General features: G+C 53.3%; 23 protein-coding genes. 5 read left to right on the forward strand and 18 right to left on the reverse strand.

Annotated elements, in window-relative coordinates; translation table 11 throughout:
• Positions 1-8 precede the first annotated feature (8 nt).
• The 4 genes from argB to FAP39_RS07730 all read left to right on the forward strand — a co-directional run bounded on the left by argB (position 9) and on the right by FAP39_RS07730 (position 2,884).
• Positions 9-872: an acetylglutamate kinase gene (gene argB / locus FAP39_RS07715; protein WP_138015823.1), complete on the forward strand. Its 864-nt coding sequence runs from the start codon at positions 9-11 to the stop codon at positions 870-872.
• Between the two features lie 71 nt (positions 873-943).
• On the forward strand, positions 944-1,738 hold the full coding sequence (locus tag FAP39_RS07720) for a sterol desaturase family protein (RefSeq protein ID WP_138015824.1): 795 nt from the start codon (positions 944-946) through the stop codon (positions 1,736-1,738).
• A complete protein-coding gene (locus FAP39_RS07725; protein ID WP_138015825.1) occupies positions 1,738-2,394 on the forward strand; it encodes a ferredoxin in 657 nt (218 codons plus the stop codon). The genes FAP39_RS07720 and FAP39_RS07725 overlap by 1 nt, the downstream gene beginning before the upstream one ends.
• Positions 2,384-2,884: a SixA phosphatase family protein gene (locus tag FAP39_RS07730; protein ID WP_138015826.1), complete on the forward strand. Its 501-nt coding sequence runs from the start codon at positions 2,384-2,386 to the stop codon at positions 2,882-2,884. The genes FAP39_RS07725 and FAP39_RS07730 overlap by 11 nt, the downstream gene beginning before the upstream one ends.
• Positions 2,885-2,930: 46 nt before the next feature.
• Here FAP39_RS07730 and FAP39_RS07735 read toward each other — a convergent pair whose 3' ends face one another.
• From FAP39_RS07735 to rplO, 18 genes are all read right to left on the reverse strand, one after another.
• Complete coding sequence (locus tag FAP39_RS07735; RefSeq protein ID WP_138015827.1) at positions 2,931-3,722, reverse strand: amino acid ABC transporter ATP-binding protein; 792 nt, start codon at positions 3,720-3,722, stop codon at positions 2,931-2,933.
• Between the two features lie 11 nt (positions 3,723-3,733).
• The gene (locus FAP39_RS07740) at positions 3,734-5,041 is read right to left on the reverse strand and encodes an amino acid ABC transporter permease (RefSeq protein ID WP_138015828.1); all 1,308 of its coding nucleotides are present in this window, start codon (positions 5,039-5,041) and stop codon (positions 3,734-3,736) included.
• 1 nt (position 5,042) lies between these two features.
• Entirely contained in the window at positions 5,043-6,311 is a 1,269-nt protein-coding gene (locus FAP39_RS07745) for an amino acid ABC transporter permease (RefSeq protein WP_138015829.1), read from the reverse strand.
• 116 nt (positions 6,312-6,427) lie between these two features.
• A complete protein-coding gene (locus tag FAP39_RS07750; protein WP_138015830.1) occupies positions 6,428-7,444 on the reverse strand; it encodes an amino acid ABC transporter substrate-binding protein in 1,017 nt (338 codons plus the stop codon).
• Between the two features lie 205 nt (positions 7,445-7,649).
• Positions 7,650-8,363, reverse strand: a complete 714-nt coding sequence (locus FAP39_RS07755) for an ATP12 family chaperone protein (protein WP_138015831.1) — start codon at positions 8,361-8,363, stop codon at positions 7,650-7,652.
• Between the two features lies 1 nt (position 8,364).
• Positions 8,365-9,042 carry an HAD-IA family hydrolase gene (locus FAP39_RS07760; protein ID WP_138015832.1) on the reverse strand — a complete coding sequence of 226 codons (678 nt, stop codon included), beginning with the start codon at positions 9,040-9,042 and terminating at the stop codon, positions 8,365-8,367.
• Positions 9,039-10,082: an RluA family pseudouridine synthase gene (locus tag FAP39_RS07765; RefSeq protein ID WP_138015833.1), complete on the reverse strand. Its 1,044-nt coding sequence runs from the start codon at positions 10,080-10,082 to the stop codon at positions 9,039-9,041. Before FAP39_RS07765 ends, FAP39_RS07760 begins: the two co-directional genes overlap by 4 nt.
• Positions 10,079-10,456 carry a fluoride efflux transporter CrcB gene (gene crcB / locus FAP39_RS07770; protein WP_138015834.1) on the reverse strand — a complete coding sequence of 126 codons (378 nt, stop codon included), beginning with the start codon at positions 10,454-10,456 and terminating at the stop codon, positions 10,079-10,081. Before crcB ends, FAP39_RS07765 begins: the two co-directional genes overlap by 4 nt.
• Before the next feature lie 86 nt (positions 10,457-10,542).
• The gene (locus FAP39_RS07775; RefSeq protein ID WP_138015835.1) at positions 10,543-11,853 is read right to left on the reverse strand and encodes a replication-associated recombination protein A; all 1,311 of its coding nucleotides are present in this window, start codon (positions 11,851-11,853) and stop codon (positions 10,543-10,545) included.
• Positions 11,854-11,856: 3 nt separating this feature from the next.
• A complete protein-coding gene (locus tag FAP39_RS07780; protein ID WP_138015836.1) occupies positions 11,857-13,239 on the reverse strand; it encodes a trypsin-like peptidase domain-containing protein in 1,383 nt (460 codons plus the stop codon).
• 126 nt (positions 13,240-13,365) lie between these two features.
• On the reverse strand, positions 13,366-13,785 hold the full coding sequence (gene rplQ, locus FAP39_RS07785) for a 50S ribosomal protein L17 (protein WP_138015837.1): 420 nt from the start codon (positions 13,783-13,785) through the stop codon (positions 13,366-13,368).
• A gap of 135 nt (positions 13,786-13,920) precedes the next feature.
• The gene (locus FAP39_RS07790) at positions 13,921-14,937 is read right to left on the reverse strand and encodes a DNA-directed RNA polymerase subunit alpha (protein WP_138015838.1); all 1,017 of its coding nucleotides are present in this window, start codon (positions 14,935-14,937) and stop codon (positions 13,921-13,923) included.
• A 113-nt stretch (positions 14,938-15,050) separates the two neighbouring features.
• Positions 15,051-15,440 carry a 30S ribosomal protein S11 gene (gene rpsK, locus FAP39_RS07795; protein ID WP_138015839.1) on the reverse strand — a complete coding sequence of 130 codons (390 nt, stop codon included), beginning with the start codon at positions 15,438-15,440 and terminating at the stop codon, positions 15,051-15,053.
• A 16-nt stretch (positions 15,441-15,456) separates the two neighbouring features.
• Positions 15,457-15,825, reverse strand: a complete 369-nt coding sequence (gene rpsM, locus FAP39_RS07800) for a 30S ribosomal protein S13 (protein WP_138015840.1) — start codon at positions 15,823-15,825, stop codon at positions 15,457-15,459.
• A gap of 249 nt (positions 15,826-16,074) precedes the next feature.
• Positions 16,075-16,476 carry a hypothetical protein gene (locus FAP39_RS07805; RefSeq protein ID WP_138015841.1) on the reverse strand — a complete coding sequence of 134 codons (402 nt, stop codon included), beginning with the start codon at positions 16,474-16,476 and terminating at the stop codon, positions 16,075-16,077.
• A 123-nt stretch (positions 16,477-16,599) separates the two neighbouring features.
• On the reverse strand, positions 16,600-17,241 hold the full coding sequence (locus FAP39_RS07810) for an adenylate kinase (RefSeq protein ID WP_138015842.1): 642 nt from the start codon (positions 17,239-17,241) through the stop codon (positions 16,600-16,602).
• The gene (gene secY / locus FAP39_RS07815; protein WP_138015843.1) at positions 17,238-18,602 is read right to left on the reverse strand and encodes a preprotein translocase subunit SecY; all 1,365 of its coding nucleotides are present in this window, start codon (positions 18,600-18,602) and stop codon (positions 17,238-17,240) included. The genes FAP39_RS07810 and secY overlap by 4 nt, the downstream gene beginning before the upstream one ends.
• A 104-nt stretch (positions 18,603-18,706) precedes the next feature.
• Positions 18,707-19,180 carry a 50S ribosomal protein L15 gene (gene rplO / locus FAP39_RS07820; RefSeq protein ID WP_138015844.1) on the reverse strand — a complete coding sequence of 158 codons (474 nt, stop codon included), beginning with the start codon at positions 19,178-19,180 and terminating at the stop codon, positions 18,707-18,709.
• Positions 19,181-19,541: 361 nt separating this feature from the next.
• On the opposite strand from rplO, the gene FAP39_RS07825 reads away from it, so the two are divergent.
• Positions 19,542-20,417 carry an HAD family hydrolase gene (locus FAP39_RS07825; RefSeq protein ID WP_138015845.1) on the forward strand — a complete coding sequence of 292 codons (876 nt, stop codon included), beginning with the start codon at positions 19,542-19,544 and terminating at the stop codon, positions 20,415-20,417.
• The last annotated feature ends 7 nt before the right edge of the window (positions 20,418-20,424 follow it).

Here is a 20,424-nt window from a genome sequence, read left to right on the forward strand (position 1 = left end):
ATTTCAAGATGAAGAAGCAAGACATGAATCGCGATTGGATCGCTACCGCACGTACCCTGTCCCAAGCATTGCCGTATCTGCAACGCTATACTGGGGCGATCGTCGTTATCAAACTTGGCGGACACGCCATGGGCAGCGACGAAGCCATGGATGATTTTGCGCGCGATGTCGTATTGATGCGCCAAGTTGGCGTCAATCCGGTCGTTGTTCACGGTGGTGGCCCGATGATCAATGCAATGCTCGACAAACTCGACATTCAGTCGGAGTTTGTGAATGGCAAACGTGTCACTGATGCCGCAACCGTCGAAGTCGTCGAAATGGTTCTGTCCGGCGTGGTCAACAAACGTATTGTCCAAGCCATCAACCGCCAAGGTGGCAAAGCTGTGGGACTTTCTGGCAAAGACGCAAACCTGATGGTGTGCGAACAAACCAACCCGGACCTCGGGTTCGTAGGCACACCTTCGGAAATGAACCCAGACGTGCTTCATGATCTGTTCGCCAATGACACGATCCCCGTCATTGCGCCACTTGGGGCAGGCAAAGATGGCGAAACATTCAATGTGAATGGCGATAACGCCGCCGGCGCGATCGCAGCGGCTCTCAAGGCTGATCGTTTGCTGCTGTTGACCGATGTGGCCGGCGTCAAAGGGACCTCTGGGGATGTGATGACCGAGCTCAAGGCGCAGCAAATTCGCGACCTCACAGCAAGCGGTGTAATTGCTGGCGGCATGATCCCCAAAACCGAAACTGCGCTGAACGCCATTGATGGCGGTGTCCGAGCGGTTGTCATTCTGGATGGCCGCGCCCCGAATGCCTGTTTGCTTGAGCTGTTTACAGAACATGGCGCCGGATCGCTGATCCGCGCGGATTAGGCAAGAAAAGCCTTATAATATTCTTGGAATAGAATATTATAAGGCTGACGCTTCTTAACCAAGGCCATGTGATGCAGAACGAAGTCCTCATCCGACTGGGTGTGTTTGCCGGGCTGTTCGCAATTTTTGCGATCGCTGAAACACTGGCACCACGCAAACAACGCACCCAACCTCGTCGATCGCGCTGGGTGACAAACTGGGCGTTGACCATTGTGAATACGCTCACAATGCGCGTCATGGCTTTTGCATTGCCCTTGCTTGCCGTTGGGGCTGCGATTGATGCAAATGCGCTTGGCTGGGGGCTCTTCAATCTTACCGACTGGCCGTTTGTGATCGAAGTGATCTTGGCTGTACTTGTGTTTGATTTTGCCATATGGGCGCAGCACCTCATTACCCATAAGGTGCCTCTATTGTGGCGACTACATCGCGTCCACCATGCTGACCGCGATATTGACGTCACCACCGCCATCCGGTTTCATCCGTTAGAGATAGCATTGTCTATGCTTCTCAAGATCGGGTTGGTCTATATATTGGGGCCTTCGGCATTGGCCATCATACTGTTCGAGATTGTTCTGAATGGAACAGCGATGTTCAATCACGCCAACATGCGATTGCCCTTGGGCGTTGATCGCGTGGTGCGGCTCGTGTTGGTGACGCCTGACATGCACCGCGTACACCATTCAGTGCATCGTCACGAACATGACAGCAACTATGGGTTTTCGCTCTCGATCTGGGACAGGATGTTTGGCACCTATATCGCTCAACCTGCTGACGGTCACGACGCCATGAAGATCGGTCTTGTCTGGCAAGACGACAAACCCTCACGCCTCGGCTGGAGTCTATGGCTCCCGTTTCGACGAAAATAATGTATGATTTGATCGCCAACACACTCGCGACGCGTCATTTGGACGTGATTGGTGGGTTCCATCCCAGCCCCGACGAGCCAGAGCTTGCGGGTCTTGAAACCGTGCTATTATTGGGGCCAAGTGGGGCCGCGTTTTGGGATGCCTTTGTGACGGAGCCCGAGTTTCAAGATGGAACAGCCAATCCTGTGGATCGCTGGTCGTCTCGCGTGATCACCGCTTTGGCCGTCGCATTTGGCGCGACACCCTTTTTCCCATTTTCAGGCCCACCCTATGCCCCGTTTTTTCAGTGGGCTCTGCGAACCCAGAGGTGCCACCAATCCCCGATCAACCTGCTGGTGCATGATACGTCAGGCCTGTTCGTTTCCTTTCGGGGCGCTCTGGGGTTCCGGCAACGTCTTGACCTGCCTGCACCGTCCACCACCCCCTGTGAGACGTGCACAGGTCAGCCATGCCGCACCGCCTGCCCTGTTAGCGCCTTTGACCAAGGTCTCTATGATGTGCCAGCCTGTAAGCAGGCCCTGCGCGCCACTGACCCCGCGCATTGCCTTGAAAAAGGGTGCGCCGCGCGGCGACTTTGTCCGATTTCGCAGACCTACAACCGACAAGAGGCCCAATCGGCCTATCATATGAAGGTATTTCTTGAGAATGGTACTTAGGCTAATCCTGACCAGACACGCTAAATCGAGCTGGGACGACTTGCGTCAATCAGACCACGACCGCCCTTTGAACAAACGTGGTCGCGCATCAGCCCAAGCTGTGGGCGATTGGATGCGCGATCAGTCCTTTGTTCCACAAACTATCTTGTGTTCCACTGCGGCACGCACGCGCGAAACCCTAGCATTATTGGCGCTTGATGCCCCAGTTGAGTTCGACGAAGGGCTGTACCATTGCTCGGCGGATACGATGCGGGCGAAACTTACGCAGCAAACCGCACAGGCTGTTTTGATGGTGGGACATAATCCGAGCATTGCCGAGCTTGCAGAACGCTTGGCGCACGAACTGCCACGCCATCCCAGATTCCTGGACTATCCAACCTGTGCCACCACCGTTTTGGAGTTTGATGCAGATAGTTGGCAGGAAGTCCAATACGGCACCGGAAAAATCAAGGCCTTTGTGGTTCCCAGAGAATTATCAGAACGCACATAAAAAAAGCCCCGCAGTTGCGGGGCTTTTTCAAGACTATGGTCTCTGTCTAGTGACCTAAAATCTGGCTGAGGAACAACTTGGTGCGTTCGCTCTGCGGATTGTTAAAGAACTCTTCTGGTTCGTTTTGCTCAACAATTTGACCTTGATCCATAAAGATCACCCGGTTGGCGACCTGACGTGCAAAACCCATTTCGTGGGTGACACACAGCATCGTCATGCCTTCTTCGGCCAGCTCGATCATCGTATCCAGAACTTCTTTGATCATCTCAGGATCAAGCGCCGAGGTCGGTTCATCAAACAGCATGATGCGTGGCTTCATGCACAACGAGCGGGCAATCGCCACACGCTGTTGTTGACCACCCGACAATTGACCCGGATATTTATCAGCCTGCTCTGGAATCTTTACCTTTTCAAGGAAGTGCATCGCTGTTTCTTCAGCCTCTTTCCGAGGCGTCTTGCGCACCCAAATCGGGGCCAGAGTACAGTTTTCCAGAATGGTCAAATGCGGGAACAAGTTAAAGTGCTGGAAGCACATGCCCACTTCGGAACGGATCTTGTCGATGTTTTTCAAATCCGAGGTAAGTTCGGTTCCATCAACAACAATCCTGCCTTGCTGATGCTCTTCCAGACGGTTGATGCACCGGATCAGTGTCGACTTCCCCGACCCTGAAGGTCCGGCGATCACGATCCGCTCGCCTTCGTTCACAGTCAGATTGATATCGCGCAGTACGTGAAAAGATCCGTACCACTTGTTCATTCCAGAAATTTCAATCGCCACATCATCAGAGACATGCATTTTGGAACGGTCGATTTCTCGATTTGTTGCAAGATCAGACATTGGTGATCTCCTTATTTGTGACCTGTCTGAAGCTTGCGCTCCAGATACATGGAATAACGGGACATGCCGAAGCAAAAGACGAAGAACATCAGCGCAATGAAGCCATACAGCTCCCATACGATGCCGTTCCACGCTGCATCAGCACGGATAGCATTGGACAAGCCCAGCGGGTCCAAAAGACCGATCACCGACACAAGTGTGGTATCTTTGAAAAGTCCGATGAATGTACTGACAATCCCAGGAATAGAGATTTTCAGCGCCTGAGGCATGATGACAAGCCGTTGAGCCTGCCAATAGTTCAGACCCAACGAGTCCGCCCCTTCATATTGTCCTGTGGGCAATGCCGCCAAACCACCTCGAATAACTTCGGCCATATAGGCGGATGCAAACAAGGTCGCCATGATGATCACACGCATGATGATGTCAAAGTTCGTCCCCGGAGGCATGAAGATGTTCAAAAGCGTCGACGCCACAAACAACAGGGTGATCAGAGGAACCCCACGAATGAATTCGATGAACCCAACGCACAGTGCCTTGACGATCAACAAATCAGATTGACGTCCCAAAGCCAAAACAATGCCAATCGGAAGGGAAAACCCAATCGCGACCACGCCAATGGTGAGCGACAACATCATGCCACCAAAGCTACGACTGTCTACGAAGTCCAACTCGAGTGGGGCGATCCCTGACAAAATTGAAGAGAAACCTCCGGTCAGGAACATCCACCATACTACTGCTGCAATGACACCGGTAATTATCCCAAGCAGCCCACTCATCGTGTTGGTGACGACGGAATAGACCGCATAGCCAATCACAAAGCCCAGCAATGCCCCGACGGGTACCCATATAGATCCTCCCCAAAGCAACCAAGGCATGACAAACGGATACAGCATTGAGAAACGCATCATTTTTGCAGGCACATGGTCAGCAAACAACACAGGAGCCAAAGCAACCCCTAGCAACACAAATGCCAGAATTGGGCGCCAATACAGTTCAGACGGGTAGAAGCCGAACAACAACTGAACCCAGCGATCCCGAATAACACCCCAGCATGCGCCGCCGTGTTCACCACCGCCGCCAGCAGCGGCAATAATTTCACGGCACTCTCTCAGCGACGTGGCATCCCATGTCGGCGAGAACGCCCACGGCAGAATTTTGGAGAGAACCACATAGATCAGGCCCAGCGAGACGATGGTCAGTATCGAATTGAAAGCACCCGAAAACAGGTTCGCACGCATCCATCCAATAGCGCCAACCGACGTGGCCGGAGGATCTTGTTCAGCAAGCATCTCAGTACGAACATACGAAATATCGCTCATATCACCGCTCCACCAATTTGACGCGTTTGTTATACCAGTTCATCACAAACGAAATCGTCAGCGAAATCGCAAGATAGATGCCCATCCCTAATAGAACCGTCTCAAGCTCGCGCCCGGTCTGGTTCAGGGTGATCCCCATCAATGTGCCGGTAAGATCCATGTACCCGACAGCAATCGCCAAAGACGAGTTCTTGGTCAGGTTCAAATAGTTGGAGATCAGCGGCGGAATGATGACGCGTAACGCTTGCGGCAACACAACAAGGTTCATTGTCCGGTTGGGGCGCAACCCCAGAGCGCTCGCAGCCTCGGTCTGGCCATGGCTGATGGCAAGAATTCCGGCACGAACGATCTCTGCGATAAATGCAGCCGTATAGAGAGACAATGCCAACCAGAGCGCAATCAACGAGTTGCGCATATAGATGCCGCCCTTGAAGTTGAACCCTTTCAGCGCTGGATAGCCAAGATGGAAGCCCAATACCGCGAACAGGATCGCCACTGGGATCAGCACAACGCCCAAACGTAAATACCACGTTGTGGGCCGCACGCCGGTTGATTCTTGCATCCGGTCTGCACGCTGTTTGATTTTGAAACTTGCATACAGCCCTGCAAACAACACGACCAAGAATGCGACCAAATCCAGCGATACATCAAACCGGAAGCTGCTTGCTCCAAACAGGTGGACATTACCGAGGCTGTTGGAAAATAGCGGTTCAGGAATATACACACCGCGATTGGTCAGCGCCACACTGTCGAAAACTTTCATAGTCGCAGCAGGGTCTTCACCACGGAAAGCCCTTGGGGCAGGCATGGTTTCAATCATGATGGCCATGATGAACACGATCCAAAGCAAGACTGGTACGTTGCGGAATGTTTCCACGTACACTGTCATCAGCTTGGAAATAAGCCAGTTTTTAGAGAGGCGCAGAACGCCAATAATCACACCCAAGATCGTCGCAGTGATGCATCCCAATACGGCGACAAGCAACGTATTCAAAAGACCAATGAAAGCAGCCCGCAGATGTGTGTGTTGAGAATTATAATCCAGCAGCCGCTGGTTGATGTCATAGCCAGCGGGTTCGAACAAAAAGCCAAAGCTTGGTTGTTTCCCCAAATCAGCAAGGTTTTGCGCCGTGTTGCTGATGAGCCAGCCGATCAGAATGAGAAACCCGATCAGCGCGACAATTTGAATTGTCATCGAGCGATACCGGGTGTCGTAAATCAGCATAGATAGCCGGAACGACGCCTTCGGAGGGTCGGTCAAAGTAGTCATGTAAGAAGTTCCCCGTTACTCGACCTTGTTTTTATAGGCTTTTTGCCGGTGGTCGATGTTTTGAACTTTATGAAAAGCAAAGGGCGCGAGGTGTCTCGCGCCCTTTGAATTGGGATTTAGCGGAAGGGAGGCGAATACAGCAGGCCGCCTTCGGTCCACTGAGCGTTCAGGCCACGTGCCAGACCGATCGAAGTGTTTTCGCCGATGTTGTTGTCGAACAACTCACCATAGTTGCCGCCCGCCATGATGGCGTTCTTAGCCCAGTCAGCAGACAGACCAAGCATTTCGCCAAGGTTACCTTCGGAGCCGAGCAAACGGTTAACTTCTGGATTGTCCGTACCAGCTGACATTTCCGCAACGTTTGCAGATGTCACGCCAAGCTCTTCAGCTGAAATCAGAGCATTCAAAGACCAACGTACAACGTCGCCCCATTGGTTGTCGCCATGACGGACGAGCGGGCCCAAAGGCTCTTTCGAGATGATTTCTGGCAGGAGAACGTGGTCACCCGGCCTCTCGAATGTTGCGCGTGTCGCAGCAAGGCCAGACGCGTCTGTTGTGTAGACGTCGCATGCCCCAGCAAGATATTGCTGTTGAGCTTCGGCATTGGTTTCGATTGGCACCGGATCATATTTGATGTTGTTGGCACGGAAGAAGTCGGCCAAGTTCAACTCGGTGGTTGTACCAGTTTGAATACATACGGTCGCTTCATCCAGCTCTTTTGCCGAAGATACGCCCAATTCAGCCGGAACCATAAAGCCCTGACCATCATAATAGTTCACACCAACAAAGGTGAACTTGAGGTCAACGTCGCGCGAGAAGGTCCAAGTGGTGTTACGTGCCAGCATGTCGATTTCACCGGACGCAAGTGCCGTGAAACGTGTTTTACCAGTTGTTGGCACAAATTCGACGGCTTGTGGATCGCCAAGAACAGCTGCGGCGACGGCGCGACAGATACCCACGTCGAAACCTTCCCAGTTGCCGTTTGCATCAGGTGCCGCAAAACCGACAAGACCGACTGTTACACCACAGTTCAGTTTGCCGCGTGCTTTTACGTCATCCAGAGTGCCAGCAGCAGCAGCGCCAGCCGCCAGGCCAGCAACAGTCAGCGCACCCAAAAGTACGGATTTTTTCATGATTTTTATTTCCCCATTGGCTGCCCCATTTAAAGGGGCAAATATTGTGGCCGCTCCCGACCATTAACAACGCAAAGGATACTTTGTCCTCGGCATTTGTTAGTTTGGGCGCAATCATTGCAAAACGTCAAGTGCCAGATCACAAATTTCAATCTATGCGCACAACTGCCTGATGAATGCTTGCCAACAGAGTAATATTAGGGCGTCAGAGCTGTGATAAACGGAAGAATCTGTCGGCGTGCAAGAAGGCTTGGCGTTTGATTTCTGCAAGTTCTTGGGCTTCTTCGTCTTCTCCCCACAAGCTTTCCTGCCATTTCTCATCGACTCGCGACAAGTCCCATATTTCATCGACCGAGTGCACAGAGTGCACTGCAGCAAATCCAAGAACCAGAGAGCCAGAGAGGCTCACCAAATCGTGAAACGCGGCCAGTTCGAAATCTGTCAGGTCATGGACCCGCTTGGCCAAGCTGGCGAGAACCGTCGCATCTTGGGATTCGTGCATCACGCCCGAGACTGGCACAAGAGGTGCCTTGAGTTCAGAGGCGGCCCAGCTGAGCATCGGATCCCATAGCTCGGCTTGTTTGCGAATCAGCTCTTCGGGTTCAGTGGCGCGATAACATACAAGATCAGAGCCACCGTACTCGGCAATCATGTCCGCAACTTCGGAGTGTTGGATGCGCACTTTGTCAATTGCAGCATTTGCAGATCGCGTTGTCGGCATGGTCAGCGGCTGGATTTCTTCACCTTGGGCCTGCCACTCCGAGGCGATGACCTCTGCCATTTTCGCGGTCGGCACTCGCAAATCCGCTTTGGCAGGGGTTTTAAGACCTCGCCCGTCTAATAGAACCGTATACTCATGCCCCTGCGCGCTGACAGTCGCCTCTTTCCAGAACCGCTTGTTCTTCGTCCAACCACTCATCTCAAAGTTCCCACATCAAATCCAAAGTTCGAGGCAAATCACCAAAAGCGTCGATCACACAGTCCGCATCACCAAGCGCACCGATGTCGTGATACCCCCAGCTCACGCCAATACCGCGAACACCCGCAGCTTTGGCCATCGCCATATCAAAGCTGGTGTCCCCAACCATAACGGCATGTTCTGGTGCCACGCCTGTTTCCGCCAACGCCGCCATAACCATCGATGGATGCGGCTTTGACGGATGGAAATCTGCCACTTGTTCCGTGACAAATACCGAGGTCAAATCATGCCCCTCTAACAACTTGTCCAAACCACGGCGCGACTTGCCAGTCGCAACCCCCAGCAACACATTGTCTTGGGCATTTAGGGTATGCAGCACGTCTAGCGCGCCTGGGTACAGCGGCGAGGACTCGGCCGCCCCGGTCTGAGCACGCAATGTCATATAGGCGTCTTTATAGGCATCCACCAACTGGTCGTGTATTGCCGCGCTCTGATCTGGCGCCAACTTGGGCATGGCCACATCAAGCGACAACCCAACGATCCCCAAAACCGCCTCACGCGACGGACACGCAGCCCCCACAGAAGAAAATGCTGATGCCATCGCAGCAAGAATATCACCTTGGCTGTCCACCAAGGTGCCGTCTACGTCAAAGATGACAAGCCGAAGCGCTTCGCTCATTCATCACCCTCAAACGGGTCACGCTCTACATCTTCGGGCAACCATTGGAAGGTATCCCACGTGTGCGCCATGTGCTTGGGCAGGTCTGCGATGATCTCGACCATCTTTTTGGTCTCGGGGTGTTCAAATCGGATCAGCCGTGCGTGCAGATGAAGTTTCTTGGAAATCTCGCCGCCGAGCTGTGCGCCCCATCCATCGCCAAGATTTTCCTGACCTGATCCACCGTATTTGCCGTCACCAATAATCGGATGGCCAATTTCAGCCATATGCGCGCGCAACTGGTGCGTACGACCGGTGATGGGCTCCAACGCCACCCAAGATGTACGGCCAGCCGCACGAGTCAAAACGACATAATCCGTGACCGCGCGCTTAGCTCCATAAGTATCCGCAACATCCTTTGGATGTACGCAGTACATCTTCTCGCCCTCACCGCGTTGCCCGTGGCCAGCCGCTTTGACCAGACCATATTTGATTTGACCCCGCATCGGGATCGGCACACCAGCGACGGCAGCCCAGTAAATCTTGCGGGTTTCACGATGGCGAAATGCTGTGGTCAACGCGCTGGCCATTTTGCGCGTGCGGGCCAGAACCAGCACACCCGATGTGTCTTTGTCCAAGCGGTGCACAAGGCGCGGCTTTTCCTCAAGGTCGAATTTCAGCGCTTCGGCAAGACCATCAACGTGCTTGGTCTGTTTGCTGCCACCTTGTGTTGGCAAGCCTGGAGGCTTGTTGATCACGATAATATGGTCGTCTTTATAGATGACACAATCGCGGATCATGCGTGCATCTGCATCAGACACAAAATCAACTGCGCGCTTAGGTTCTTGCCCCGGATCGGGCAGCGGCGGAATTCGTACCGTCTGACCTTCTAGCAAGCGCGTGGCGGGCTTCACCCGACCACCATCGACGCGAATTTCGCCCTTTCGGCAGAGCTTTTCGACTCTGATCTGGTTGATGTGGGGGAATATCCGCCGCATCCAACGATCAAGGCGCTGATCGGCGTCATCTTGTGAAACCGTAATTGTTTGTACCCGGCTCATGCCAATACTCCGCGTGTCATCCACATTCCCAACATCAAGGCCCCGACCGATCCCACCACGGAAATCATCACATATCCGGCAGCAGCGCCAAATTGACCACGTTCAAACAAATTCACTGTCTCAAGCGAGAACGCCGAAAACGTTGTGAACCCGCCCAGAAGCCCCGTCATAATCAAGGGTGACAAATGCGTCAGCCCACGGTGCGCAGCCAGCACCACAAAAACCCCCATCAAGAAGGATCCCACGACATTTACGGTAATCACCGCCATTGGAAATCCGTGCCCCAACAGGCGCACGACACCAAGACCAGTCACATAGCGCAGGCATGCACCAACGGCGCCCCCAAGGGCCACTGAAAGAAGGGTTGTTATCATCCCGCGTCTGTCGCGCGCAATGGCCGAAATGTCAAGTTTTCCGGCTTATTGGCAAAAGCGCCCCATGCAAGCCAACGAAACCTTCACTAGTCGGAGCGTTTGCTGCGCAATTTCACGAAATAGTCCAAGCGGCGCTTAAGTTCACGCTCGAATCCCCGCTCTACAGGTGAATACAGCACCGGCCGCTTCATGGTTTCAGGAAAATAGTTCTGTCCCGAAAAGCCATCTTCGGCGTCGTGGTCATATTGATAGCCGTCACCATATCCTTGGTCTGCCATCAAAGATGTCGGGGCGTTCAAAATATGCTTGGGGGGCGGCTCTGATCCTGTTTTGCGCGCCGCCGCCATGGCATTTTTATAGGCTGCATAGGCCGCATTGGATTTCGGGGCCAGCGCCAGATAGGTCACCGCCTGTGCCAAAGCCAATTCGCCCTCTGGACTTCCCAATCGTTCATAGGTTTCCCATGATTGCAGGCAGACCGCTTGGGCCTGTGGATCGGCAAGGCCAATGTCTTCTACAGCCATGCGTGTGATCCGGCGCGCCAGATATCGTGGATCTTCACCACCTGCCAGCATGCGGGCAAACCAATACAAAGCCGCATCCGGGTCCGATCCCCGCACCGATTTGTGAAGCGCCGAGATGAGATTGTAGTGCTCATCGCCATTTTTATCATATTTGGCCGCGCGGCGCATCAATCGGGTCGCCAAGGCATCCGTGGACAGCTTGCCTTGCACCTTCCATGCGGACACCTGTTCGATCAGATTCAGCAACGCCCGCCCATCGCCATCCGCCATTTCCAAAAGCGCCTCGCGGGCAGGACCATCCAAAGGCAACCCGCGGTCCATCTCTTTTTCGGCGCGTTGCACAAGACGCTCCAGATCGGCAAAATCCAACCTCTCAAGAACCAGAACCTGCGCACGGCTTAAGACCGCTGCGTTCAACTCGAACGATGGGTTCTCGGTTGTGGCCCCCACCAAAAGGATGGTGCCGTCTTCCATATATGGCAAGAATCCATCTTGCTGGGCTTTGTTGAAGCGATGAATTTCATCGACAAACAACAACGTCCCCTGCCCGTTTTGCCGACGGATACGCGCGGCTTCGAACACTTTGCGTAACTCCGGGACACCGGTGAAGATCGCGCTGATTTGCACAAAATGCAGATCGGTTTCATCTGCCAACAACCGGGCGATAGTGGTTTTGCCAACCCCCGGAGGTCCCCAAAACACCAGCGACGACAAACTTCCCGACGCCAACATCACACCCAGCGGTGCGTCCGGCCCAAGAACCTGTTTCTGTCCAATGACATCTGACAATACACGGGGCCGCAACCGATCCGCCAGCGGTCTTTGAGCGCTCTCAATCGTTGGATCGGATGAGGTGCTAAAAAGATCAGCCATGCGTCACAACCTAAACCGCATGATGATACGCTGATCACCACGCTGAACAATCATCGACACACGTCCGCGCAACTTGTGGAATGCGGCCTTGGCCTCTTTTGTTGTTGTGACATCCGTCCCTTGGACGGCACGCAAAATGTCACCAGATGCCAACCCCAATCGGGTCCCCACCTCGCCGGGACGCTCAATCAGGACGCCTTTGGCGTCACTGCTCAAACTGAACTGTTCGGCAACCGCAGGATTGATATTCGAGATCACCAACCCCGGAATTCCCGATTTTCGGCCCAGCTCTAGTGTTTTGCGGGCTGGGCTTTCCGGCGCAGCAATCAGATTGACCGGAACCGTTGCCAACGCCCCGCCCATCATGCCAGTAACCTCGGCAACAGATCCGATCCCGGCAACAGAAATCCGAAACACCATTTCGGCGGGCGTATTTACCGGCATTCCATTGACCTCAAGGATAACATCGCCTGATTGGAACCCCGCCGCGCGAAACGGGCTATCTGTATGAAGGTCAGATACCAGCACTCCATTGGGACGCCCAAGGTCAAGCGTTTCCGCCAAATCGGAATCGACAGGCTGTCCAAACATCCCCGCCCACGGACGATAGAAACGATCATTTCCAGCGCGCGCCTGACGCACAAATTGCGCCACCAGTGACGACGGGATCGCAAACCCGATCCCATTTGATCCACCCGAACGCGTCAGAATGGATGTGTTCACGCCAATCAAGGCGCCGTTTATGTCAATCAGCGCACCACCCGAATTTCCGGGATTGATCGGCGCATCAGTTTGCAAGAATAGCCCTCGTCCGTTCCCTGTCGCGATACCGGAGCGCGCAAGGCCCGAGACAATTCCGCTCGAGACCGTCTGCCCAACACCAAAGGGATTGCCGATCGCCAACACCAGCTCTCCGACTTCGACCGTATCGCTCTCGCGTAACGGTAAGAATGGCATGTTTTGGGCGCCCTCCAGCTGAAGAATCGCAAGGTCGCTGCCTTGATCGGCCAGCAACACTTTGGCCGAATACTCGCGGCGATCGTTCAAATGTACCTGAATGTCAGTCGAGTGCCCGACCACATGGAAGTTTGACACAACAATGCCGTCGCTTGACAGAATGACCCCAGACCCAAGAGAATTCTGCACCTGAGGACGTGGCTCACCAAAATCTCTGAACAGGTTTTGAAAGAAGGGATCGCCTTGAAACGGGCTTGATCGCACACTCACGACACGCTTGGCGTAAATATTCACAACAGCAGGGGCGGCTTGTTTAACCAAAGGCGCGAAGCCTAACGATATCTCTGACTGGCTTTGGGGGACTTTGGTTTCTGCGCCTCCAAGAGACGCAATGGACATGGTCAATATGGTCAGGATTGCGCGTATCATGGGGCCTCCGGCGACAAAGATGACTCGCATATGCGAGGCTGCCGACAAGATTGCAACCACAGGCCCAAAAAGAAAACCCCCGCCTGTTTCCAGACGGGGGTGAACATTCGGGACAATCCGAAATTCTTATTCTTCAGCAGCTTCTGCAGCGGCCAGACGGGCTTTGTCAGCGGCGCCTTTTGCATCAACGTCGCGATCCACGAATTCAATGATCGCCATCGGAGCCATGTCACCATAGCGGAAACCGGCTTTCATGATGCGGACGTATCCACCTGTGCGCTCTTTATAGCGCGGTCCCAAAACTTCGAACAGTTTTGCGACATCTTTGTCTTCCTTAAGCTTGGAAGCGACCTGACGACGGGCGTGCAAATCGCCACGTTTCGCCAATGTGACCATTTTTTCAATGATCGGGCGCAGTTCTTTAGCTTTTGGCAATGTTGTTTTGATTTGCTCATGTTCGATGAGCGAGCCAGCCATGTTCGAGAACAACGCTTTGCGGTGTTCATGTGTACGATTCAGGCGACGGTAACCACGTGCGTGACGCATTTTCTAATTCCTTGTTAAGCTTGTGCTTTGTCTGGAGACCGATGCGGGTCAGTCCCTCTCCTTGGGGCAGGATTGCCCATATTTCCCCGACTTCTCGGGCATTGAAGAGGAGGACTTGCGCCCTCCTCAAAAGCTCTAGAACGAGTCTTCGAACTTCTTAGCCAGATCTTCGATGTTGTCCGGTGGCCAGTCCTCAACGTCCATGCCAAGATGCAGCCCCATACCTGACAGCACTTCTTTGATTTCGTTCAAAGATTTGCGGCCAAAGTTTGGTGTCCGCAGCATTTCTGCTTCGGTCTTTTGGATCAGATCGCCGATGTAGACAATGTTGTCGTTCTTCAGGCAATTTGCCGAACGTACAGACAATTCCAGCTCGTCCACTTTCTTGAGAAGAAGCGGGTTGAACTCGAGACCATCGTCTTCGTCTTGGCGGCTGGCCGACTCGGGCTCTTCGAAGTTCACGAAGATCGACAGTTGATCCTGCAGAATGCGTGCAGCAAATGCCACAGCATCATCTGGTGTGATCGACCCGTCGGTTTCCACCTTCATCGTCAGCTTGTCATAGTCCAAAACCTGACCTTCGCGGGTTGGTTGAACGTCATAAGAGACCTTCTTAACCGGCGAATAGATGGCATCGATTGGGATAAGGCCAATAGGCGCATCTTCAGGTTTGTTTTTGTCTGCAGCCACATAGCCTTTGCCGGTGTTCACAGTCAGTTCCATGAACAAGTCAGCGCCGTCATCCAAATGGCAGATCACGTGATCTTTGTTCAGAATTTCGATGCCTGCACTGTCAGAGATATCGCCTGCGGTCACCGCACCGGGACCCTTAGCATTCACTGAAAGACGCTTAGGTCCTTCAACTTCCATGCGAACAGATACCTGCTTAAGGTTCAGGATGATGTCGGTGACATCTTCGCGAACGCCGGCAACGCTGGAAAACTCATGCAGAACGTTGTCGATCTGAACGCTGGTGATTGCAGCGCCTTGCAGCGAGCTCATCAAAACACGACGCAGCGCGTTGCCCATTGTCAAACCAAAACCACGCTCCAGCGGCTCGGCAACGACCGTCGCCTGACGTGCCGGATCATTTCCCGGTTTTACGTCAAGCTGTGTCGGCTTGATTAGTTCTGCCCAATTCTTGTGGATCATGCGTCCCTCCATTCTTGTCTGACCTCCATGTCCCAAAGGTCAAGACTCCCGAGGTTTCAAAATGACGAACTGGGGCCGAGCGTCAGACGCGGCCCCAGAGGTGCAAAGTTCGCTTAGACGCGGCGGCGTTTTGGCGGACGGCAGCCGTTGTGTGCCATCGGAGTTACATCGCGGATAGACGTGATGTTAAATCCAACAGCAGCCAACGCGCGCAGTGCTGATTCACGACCAGAACCTGGGCCTTGAACTTCAACTTCCAAGGTTTTCACGCCGTGCTCTTGTGCTTTTTTGCCTGCATCTTCTGCAGCCATCTGAGCAGCATAAGGTGTAGACTTACGAGAGCCTTTGAACCCCATGGTACCGGCGGACGACCATGAAATGGCGTTGCCCTGCACATCAGAAATCAGAATTTTTGTGTTGTTGAAAGAGCTGTTTACGTGAGCAACGCCCGAGGCGATGTTCTTACGCTCTTTTTTCTTCGTACGAGTCTTTTCGCGTGCCATTGATCAAACCCTCCTATTACTTCTTCTTACCAGCAATGGCCTTAGCAGGACCTTTGCGAGTACGAGCGTTAGTGTGGGTACGCTGACCGCGTACAGGAAGGTTACGACGGTGACGCAGGCCACGGTAGCAACCAAGATCCATCAGGCGTTTGATGTTCATCTGAACTTCACGACGCAAGTCACCTTCAACGGTGAAGTTCGCATCGATATGCTCGCGCACAGCCAGAACTTCAGCGTCGCTCAGCTCGTTTACACGGCGAGTTGCGTCGATGCCTACGGCTTCGCAGATTGCTTGGGCAGAGGTGTTACCAATACCAGTGATATATGTCAGGGCGATCGGGACCCGCTTGTGGGTCGGGATGTTAACGCCGGCGATACGTGCCAAGTGCCACTTTCCTTTTTCGTTGCGATTCCGTAGCTCCGGAACCTTTTTTCACAACACAAGCCCGAGGCAATATCGCGCCATCGGGCTTCAGCTGATCAGGTGATCTCACTCATTGGGTGCGACCCGCAAAATGATTATGATTCTCTTTCGAGATAGGGCTGAATATTGAGATTACGGGATATCGTCAACCCCACGCACGCGGCTTTGGGATATATCTTTTCGTCGCCCCCCTCTGGTGCCAAAATCTGACTAGGTTCGGCGCCACCAGCGCGCCTTCTTGCGCAACAATACCCCGTATGGAATTGCCTTCCACACCGCGAAAATCGCCATCGCAATCAATGGGATTTTTGCGAGGGCCGCCGTGACGGCATAGCCTCCGAGCAAACAAACGACGGCGATCCCGATCCAAACAAAAAGACGAACCATAAGCCAAGGCTTTTGCTGTACTGTCTTGCGGATCAAGTATCCATGGCGCGCGCCGCAGCCCGAACATTTTATGGAGTCATCTGGTAATTCTGTTTTGCAAAATGGACAAATTTGCATGGAGGATTCCTCATGCGAAAATTCGGAAAAAAAACAAATACAAAAATAACTGATACAATTAACAATTTCGTAACTTTTGGCGACAAAAAAACCAAGATCAACTTTCATCCACGAGAACAGTCGGCGCCAATTTGATCTACGTTGGTGCAATTTTGCCATTGCTTGCGCTGTTACAGCTCAGAAAAAAAGCCCCTCAAGTTGAGGAGCTTTCGATCATTTCTGTATGGTGCCTTATCCAAGCGCGCTTTCTATTTCGGCTTTGACATCCGAGATTTCTCCAAGCCCATTTACGGTCTTAAGATCACCCTTGGCGTAATAATAGCCGATCAACGGAGATGTTTTTTTATAGTACTCCATCAAGCGGTTCTTAAGGCTGTCTTCGTTATCATCTGCACGACGCTTGAAGTCCGCAGCACCACAATTCGAGCACTTGCCATCTGCGGGCTGTGGCTTGGTGATGTCGTTGTAGACTTCACCGCAAGCCCCACATGTCGACCGCGCTGTGATACGTTGAACCAACGCTTCATCATCCACTTTCATTTCGACGACCGCATCCAGAACTTCGCCCTTTTCGGCCAGAAGTTCACCCAACGCATCGGCCTGCGCAAGCGTGCGCGGAAACCCATCAAAGATGAAACCGCCTGCTTTGTCGCCTTCAAGCTTTTCACGGATCAGGCCGATCACGATTTCGTCGGTCACGAGATCGCCACGCGCCATAACGCCGGCAACGATTTCGCCCATTTCTGTTCCGCTATCTTTGGCTTCACGCAACATGTCGCCTGTAGAAAGCTGGATCATGTTGCGGTCATCTACCAAATGGCGCGCCTGAGTTCCCTTGCCCGCACCGGGTGGTCCTAGAAGAATAAGGTTCATCGGCGAGCCGGTCCTTTCCGTTTGCGCTTGCCGCGCCCTTTACCGGAAAGCTGTGATTTTTCAATCAAGCCTTCGTATTGGTGTGCAAGCAGATGGCTTTGCACTTGTTGGATTGTGTCCATCGTAACCGACACGACAATCAGCACCGATGTCCCACCGAAGTAGAACGGAATGGAGAATTGACCACGCAGGATTTCAGGGAGCAAACACACAGCCGCGAGATACGCGGAGCCGAGCAGCAAAATCCGCGAGACGACATATTCCAAATACTCGGCGGTCTTTTTGCCGGGGCGAATACCCGGGACAAATCCGTTTTGTTGCTTGAGGTTATCCGCAACTTCATCCGGTTTGAACGACACGTTGAACGTATAGAAATAGGCAAAGAAGACGATCATCGCAACAAAGAACAAAAGATACAGCGGCTGACCCGGTCCAAAGTACGCCAGGATCGTCGACATGATTGGACCCGTTTGCGAGCCAGAGAACGTCGAGATTGTGGTCGGCAACAGCAACAGCGACGACGCAAAGATCGCGGGGATCACGCCTGCTGGGTTCACCTTGACCGGAAGGTGAGACGACCCACCATCATAGACTTTCATGCCAACTTGGCGGCGCGGATACTGGATGTGGATTTTGCGCAGAGCGCGCTCCATGAACACCACGAACGCAATCGTACCAATCACCATGACCATGACACCAATGATCACAACTGGGCTGATGGCACCGGACCGGCCAGAGGCAAAGAATTGCGCCAGTGCGGCAGGAACTTCGGCGATAATACCCACAAAAATGATCAGCGAAATGCCATTACCGATCCCGCGTGCGGTGATTTGCTCACCCAGCCACATCAGGAACATGGTACCGCCAATCAGCGTAATCATGCAGGCAATCCGGAAGAACATACCCGGGTCGGTCACAAGCTCTCCTGCCTCGAGGCTGACAGCCAATCCGTAAGACTGTAGCGTGGCCAGAGCAACCGTACCATAGCGGGTATATTGGTTGATCTTCTTGCGGCCCTGCTCGCCTTCTTTCTTAAGCTGCTCAAGCGCAGGCACCATAGAGGTCAGAAGCTGAATAATAATCGACGCCGAGATATACGGCATGATTCCCAAAGCAAAAATGCCCATCCGACCCAAGGCACCACCGGTGAACATCGTCAGGATGCCCCCAATACCTTGTGCGGCTTCTTCCATGAATTCACGAAGTGCGACGCCGTCGATGCCGGGCACAGGAATATAGGTGCCAAGACGATACACGACCAGCAAACCCAATGTGAACAGGATGCGGTTGCGAAGATCGGTGGCTTTACCAAGCGCGGCCCAGCTTGTGTTGGCCGCCATTTGCTCTGCTGCAGATACCATTCGGATCTCTCTGTAATAAGAACGCCGCCAAAACCGTTCTCCGGTTTGGCGGCGTTTGGAAAACTAAGGAGTATGTAAGCGGCTCAGCGCCGGCTCACAACCTCTTATTCAGCCGCTTGCGCGGTTGTGACTTTCAGCGAGCCGCCTGCCTTTGCAACAGCTTCAACAGCTGCAGCGGAGGCACCGGTGACATTCAGTTCAACTTTGGCAGTGATTTCGCCTTTGTTCAGAACACGAACACCGTCAAGAACGCGACGTACAACGCCGGAAGCTACCAGCGCTTCTTCGGTGATTGCTTCTTTCGCGTTCAGCTTACCTTCGTCGATGAACTTTTGGATCAGACCCAAGTTCACAACAGCAAATTTCTTACGGTTTGGCTTGTTAAAGCCGCGCTTAGGCAAACGTTGGTACAACGGCATTTGGCCGCCTTCGTAACCGTTGATGGCTACACCCGAACGAGACTTTTGACCTTTGATACCACGGCCAGCAGTCTTACCCATACCCGAACCAGGGCCACGGCCAACGCGTTTGCGTCGTTTGGTGGCGCCTTCGTTGTCGCGCAATTCATGAAGTTTCATATCGCTTCTCCTTATGCCGGAAATGACCCACGAAGCGTAAGAGGTCAAACACGGCTTTTCTTAATTTTGATTCTATAGCCAGATTGGCCACCGTGGGCGTATAGACGTGTTGATGTACGGGATCAAGAGGCAGTCGTTTCACCATTCGACACCTTACGTTGCGAAGACGGCAAAACGTACCGTAACCACAACGATATGTCTTGAAATGTCACACAATTGTCTTCGCACTTTGCTTTATTGCGGCCACGCAAGACGCGCCGCTCAGATACTCTGCCCAGGTCATCCACCGGATTTCGCTGGAAACACCGCATCGGCTTTGCGATACAACTTTTGACTCAACGCGTACGCAGGATAGGCCGGCATGACACAGATTATTCAATCCCTCGCAGAAGTTTCCGACCGTTACGACGCTCTGTTCGTAGATCTTTGGGGGTGTGTTCATAACGGCGTCACCGCCTATCCAGAGGCCGTAAGCGCGCTTCAGGCGTATCGCCAGCGCGGCGGCATTGTGGTTCTGGTGACCAATTCGCCCAAACCACGCGCGGGTGTCATCACGCAACTTGGCCTGTTTGGTGTTCCTGACGATGCGTATGACACAATCGCCACCTCTGGTGACAGCGCCAGAGCCGCGATGTTCACCGGGGCGGTGGGCGAAGATGTATATTTCATGGGAGAATGGCGGCGAGACGAAGAGTTTTTCGCACCATTGGACGTGATTGAGAATCCAGTGCCTATCAAGCGCGTCCCCCTCACCGACGCCCAAGGTGTCGTGTGTTGTGGCCCATTTGACCCAATGGCCGATCCCGCCGTAAACCGCGCGGATTTTCTGTATGCCAAGACCAATGGCCTCAAACTTTTGTGCGCCAATCCTGATTTGGTCGTCGATCGCGGCGACGTACGGGAATGGTGCGCAGGCGCATTGGCACAGCTCTACACAGAAATGGGCGGCGAAAGCCTCTACTTTGGCAAACCGCACCCTCCTATTTATGACCTCGCGCGACGTCGCCTTGCTGCTCTGGGCAAAGATATCCCGGATTCTGCGATCCTCGCCATTGGCGATGGCGCGCAAACGGACATCAAAGGCGCGATGGGCGAAGACATCGATTCTCTGTTCATCTCAGGCGGGCTGGCCGCCGAAGAAACACGTACCACCGACACCCCTGATCCAATGGCCCTGCAAGAGTATCTGCAAAAAGAAAACTCTGCGCCCAATTTTACCATTGGCCAACTGCGGTGATGCGATT

The organism is Shimia litoralis, assembly GCF_005518135.1.
GTDB classification, from domain to species: Bacteria; Pseudomonadota; Alphaproteobacteria; order Rhodobacterales; family Rhodobacteraceae; genus Shimia_E; species Shimia_E litoralis.

Excerpts from the sequence above, each read along its gene's own strand:
- FAP39_RS07780 (WP_138015836.1), bottom strand. The coding sequence starts at position 13,239 with ATGATACGCGCAATCCTGACCATATTGACCATGTCCATTGCGTCTCTT.
- FAP39_RS07725 (WP_138015825.1), top strand. The coding sequence starts at position 1,738 with ATGTATGATTTGATCGCCAACACACTCGCGACGCGTCATTTGGACGTG.
- crcB (WP_138015834.1), bottom strand. The coding sequence starts at position 10,456 with ATGATAACAACCCTTCTTTCAGTGGCCCTTGGGGGCGCCGTTGGTGCA.
- FAP39_RS07720 (WP_138015824.1), top strand. The coding sequence starts at position 944 with ATGCAGAACGAAGTCCTCATCCGACTGGGTGTGTTTGCCGGGCTGTTC.
- secY (WP_138015843.1), bottom strand. The coding sequence starts at position 18,602 with ATGGTATCTGCAGCAGAGCAAATGGCGGCCAACACAAGCTGGGCCGCG.
- FAP39_RS07825 (WP_138015845.1), top strand. The coding sequence starts at position 19,542 with ATGACACAGATTATTCAATCCCTCGCAGAAGTTTCCGACCGTTACGAC.
- FAP39_RS07810 (WP_138015842.1), bottom strand. The coding sequence starts at position 17,241 with ATGAACCTTATTCTTCTAGGACCACCCGGTGCGGGCAAGGGAACTCAG.
- FAP39_RS07790 (WP_138015838.1), bottom strand. The coding sequence starts at position 14,937 with ATGATCCACAAGAATTGGGCAGAACTAATCAAGCCGACACAGCTTGAC.
- rpsK (WP_138015839.1), bottom strand. The coding sequence starts at position 15,440 with ATGGCACGCGAAAAGACTCGTACGAAGAAAAAAGAGCGTAAGAACATC.
- FAP39_RS07730 (WP_138015826.1), top strand. The coding sequence starts at position 2,384 with ATGGTACTTAGGCTAATCCTGACCAGACACGCTAAATCGAGCTGGGAC.
- FAP39_RS07765 (WP_138015833.1), bottom strand. The coding sequence starts at position 10,082 with ATGAGCCGGGTACAAACAATTACGGTTTCACAAGATGACGCCGATCAG.
- argB (WP_138015823.1), top strand. The coding sequence starts at position 9 with ATGAAGAAGCAAGACATGAATCGCGATTGGATCGCTACCGCACGTACC.
- FAP39_RS07755 (WP_138015831.1), bottom strand. The coding sequence starts at position 8,363 with ATGAGTGGTTGGACGAAGAACAAGCGGTTCTGGAAAGAGGCGACTGTC.
- FAP39_RS07760 (WP_138015832.1), bottom strand. The coding sequence starts at position 9,042 with ATGAGCGAAGCGCTTCGGCTTGTCATCTTTGACGTAGACGGCACCTTG.
- FAP39_RS07745 (WP_138015829.1), bottom strand. The coding sequence starts at position 6,311 with ATGACTACTTTGACCGACCCTCCGAAGGCGTCGTTCCGGCTATCTATG.
- FAP39_RS07740 (WP_138015828.1), bottom strand. The coding sequence starts at position 5,041 with ATGAGCGATATTTCGTATGTTCGTACTGAGATGCTTGCTGAACAAGAT.
- rplO (WP_138015844.1), bottom strand. The coding sequence starts at position 19,180 with ATGAAACTTCATGAATTGCGCGACAACGAAGGCGCCACCAAACGACGC.
- FAP39_RS07775 (WP_138015835.1), bottom strand. The coding sequence starts at position 11,853 with ATGGCTGATCTTTTTAGCACCTCATCCGATCCAACGATTGAGAGCGCT.
- rplQ (WP_138015837.1), bottom strand. The coding sequence starts at position 13,785 with ATGCGTCACGCACGTGGTTACCGTCGCCTGAATCGTACACATGAACAC.
- FAP39_RS07750 (WP_138015830.1), bottom strand. The coding sequence starts at position 7,444 with ATGAAAAAATCCGTACTTTTGGGTGCGCTGACTGTTGCTGGCCTGGCG.
- FAP39_RS07805 (WP_138015841.1), bottom strand. The coding sequence starts at position 16,476 with ATGAAAGTTGATCTTGGTTTTTTTGTCGCCAAAAGTTACGAAATTGTT.
- FAP39_RS07735 (WP_138015827.1), bottom strand. The coding sequence starts at position 3,722 with ATGTCTGATCTTGCAACAAATCGAGAAATCGACCGTTCCAAAATGCAT.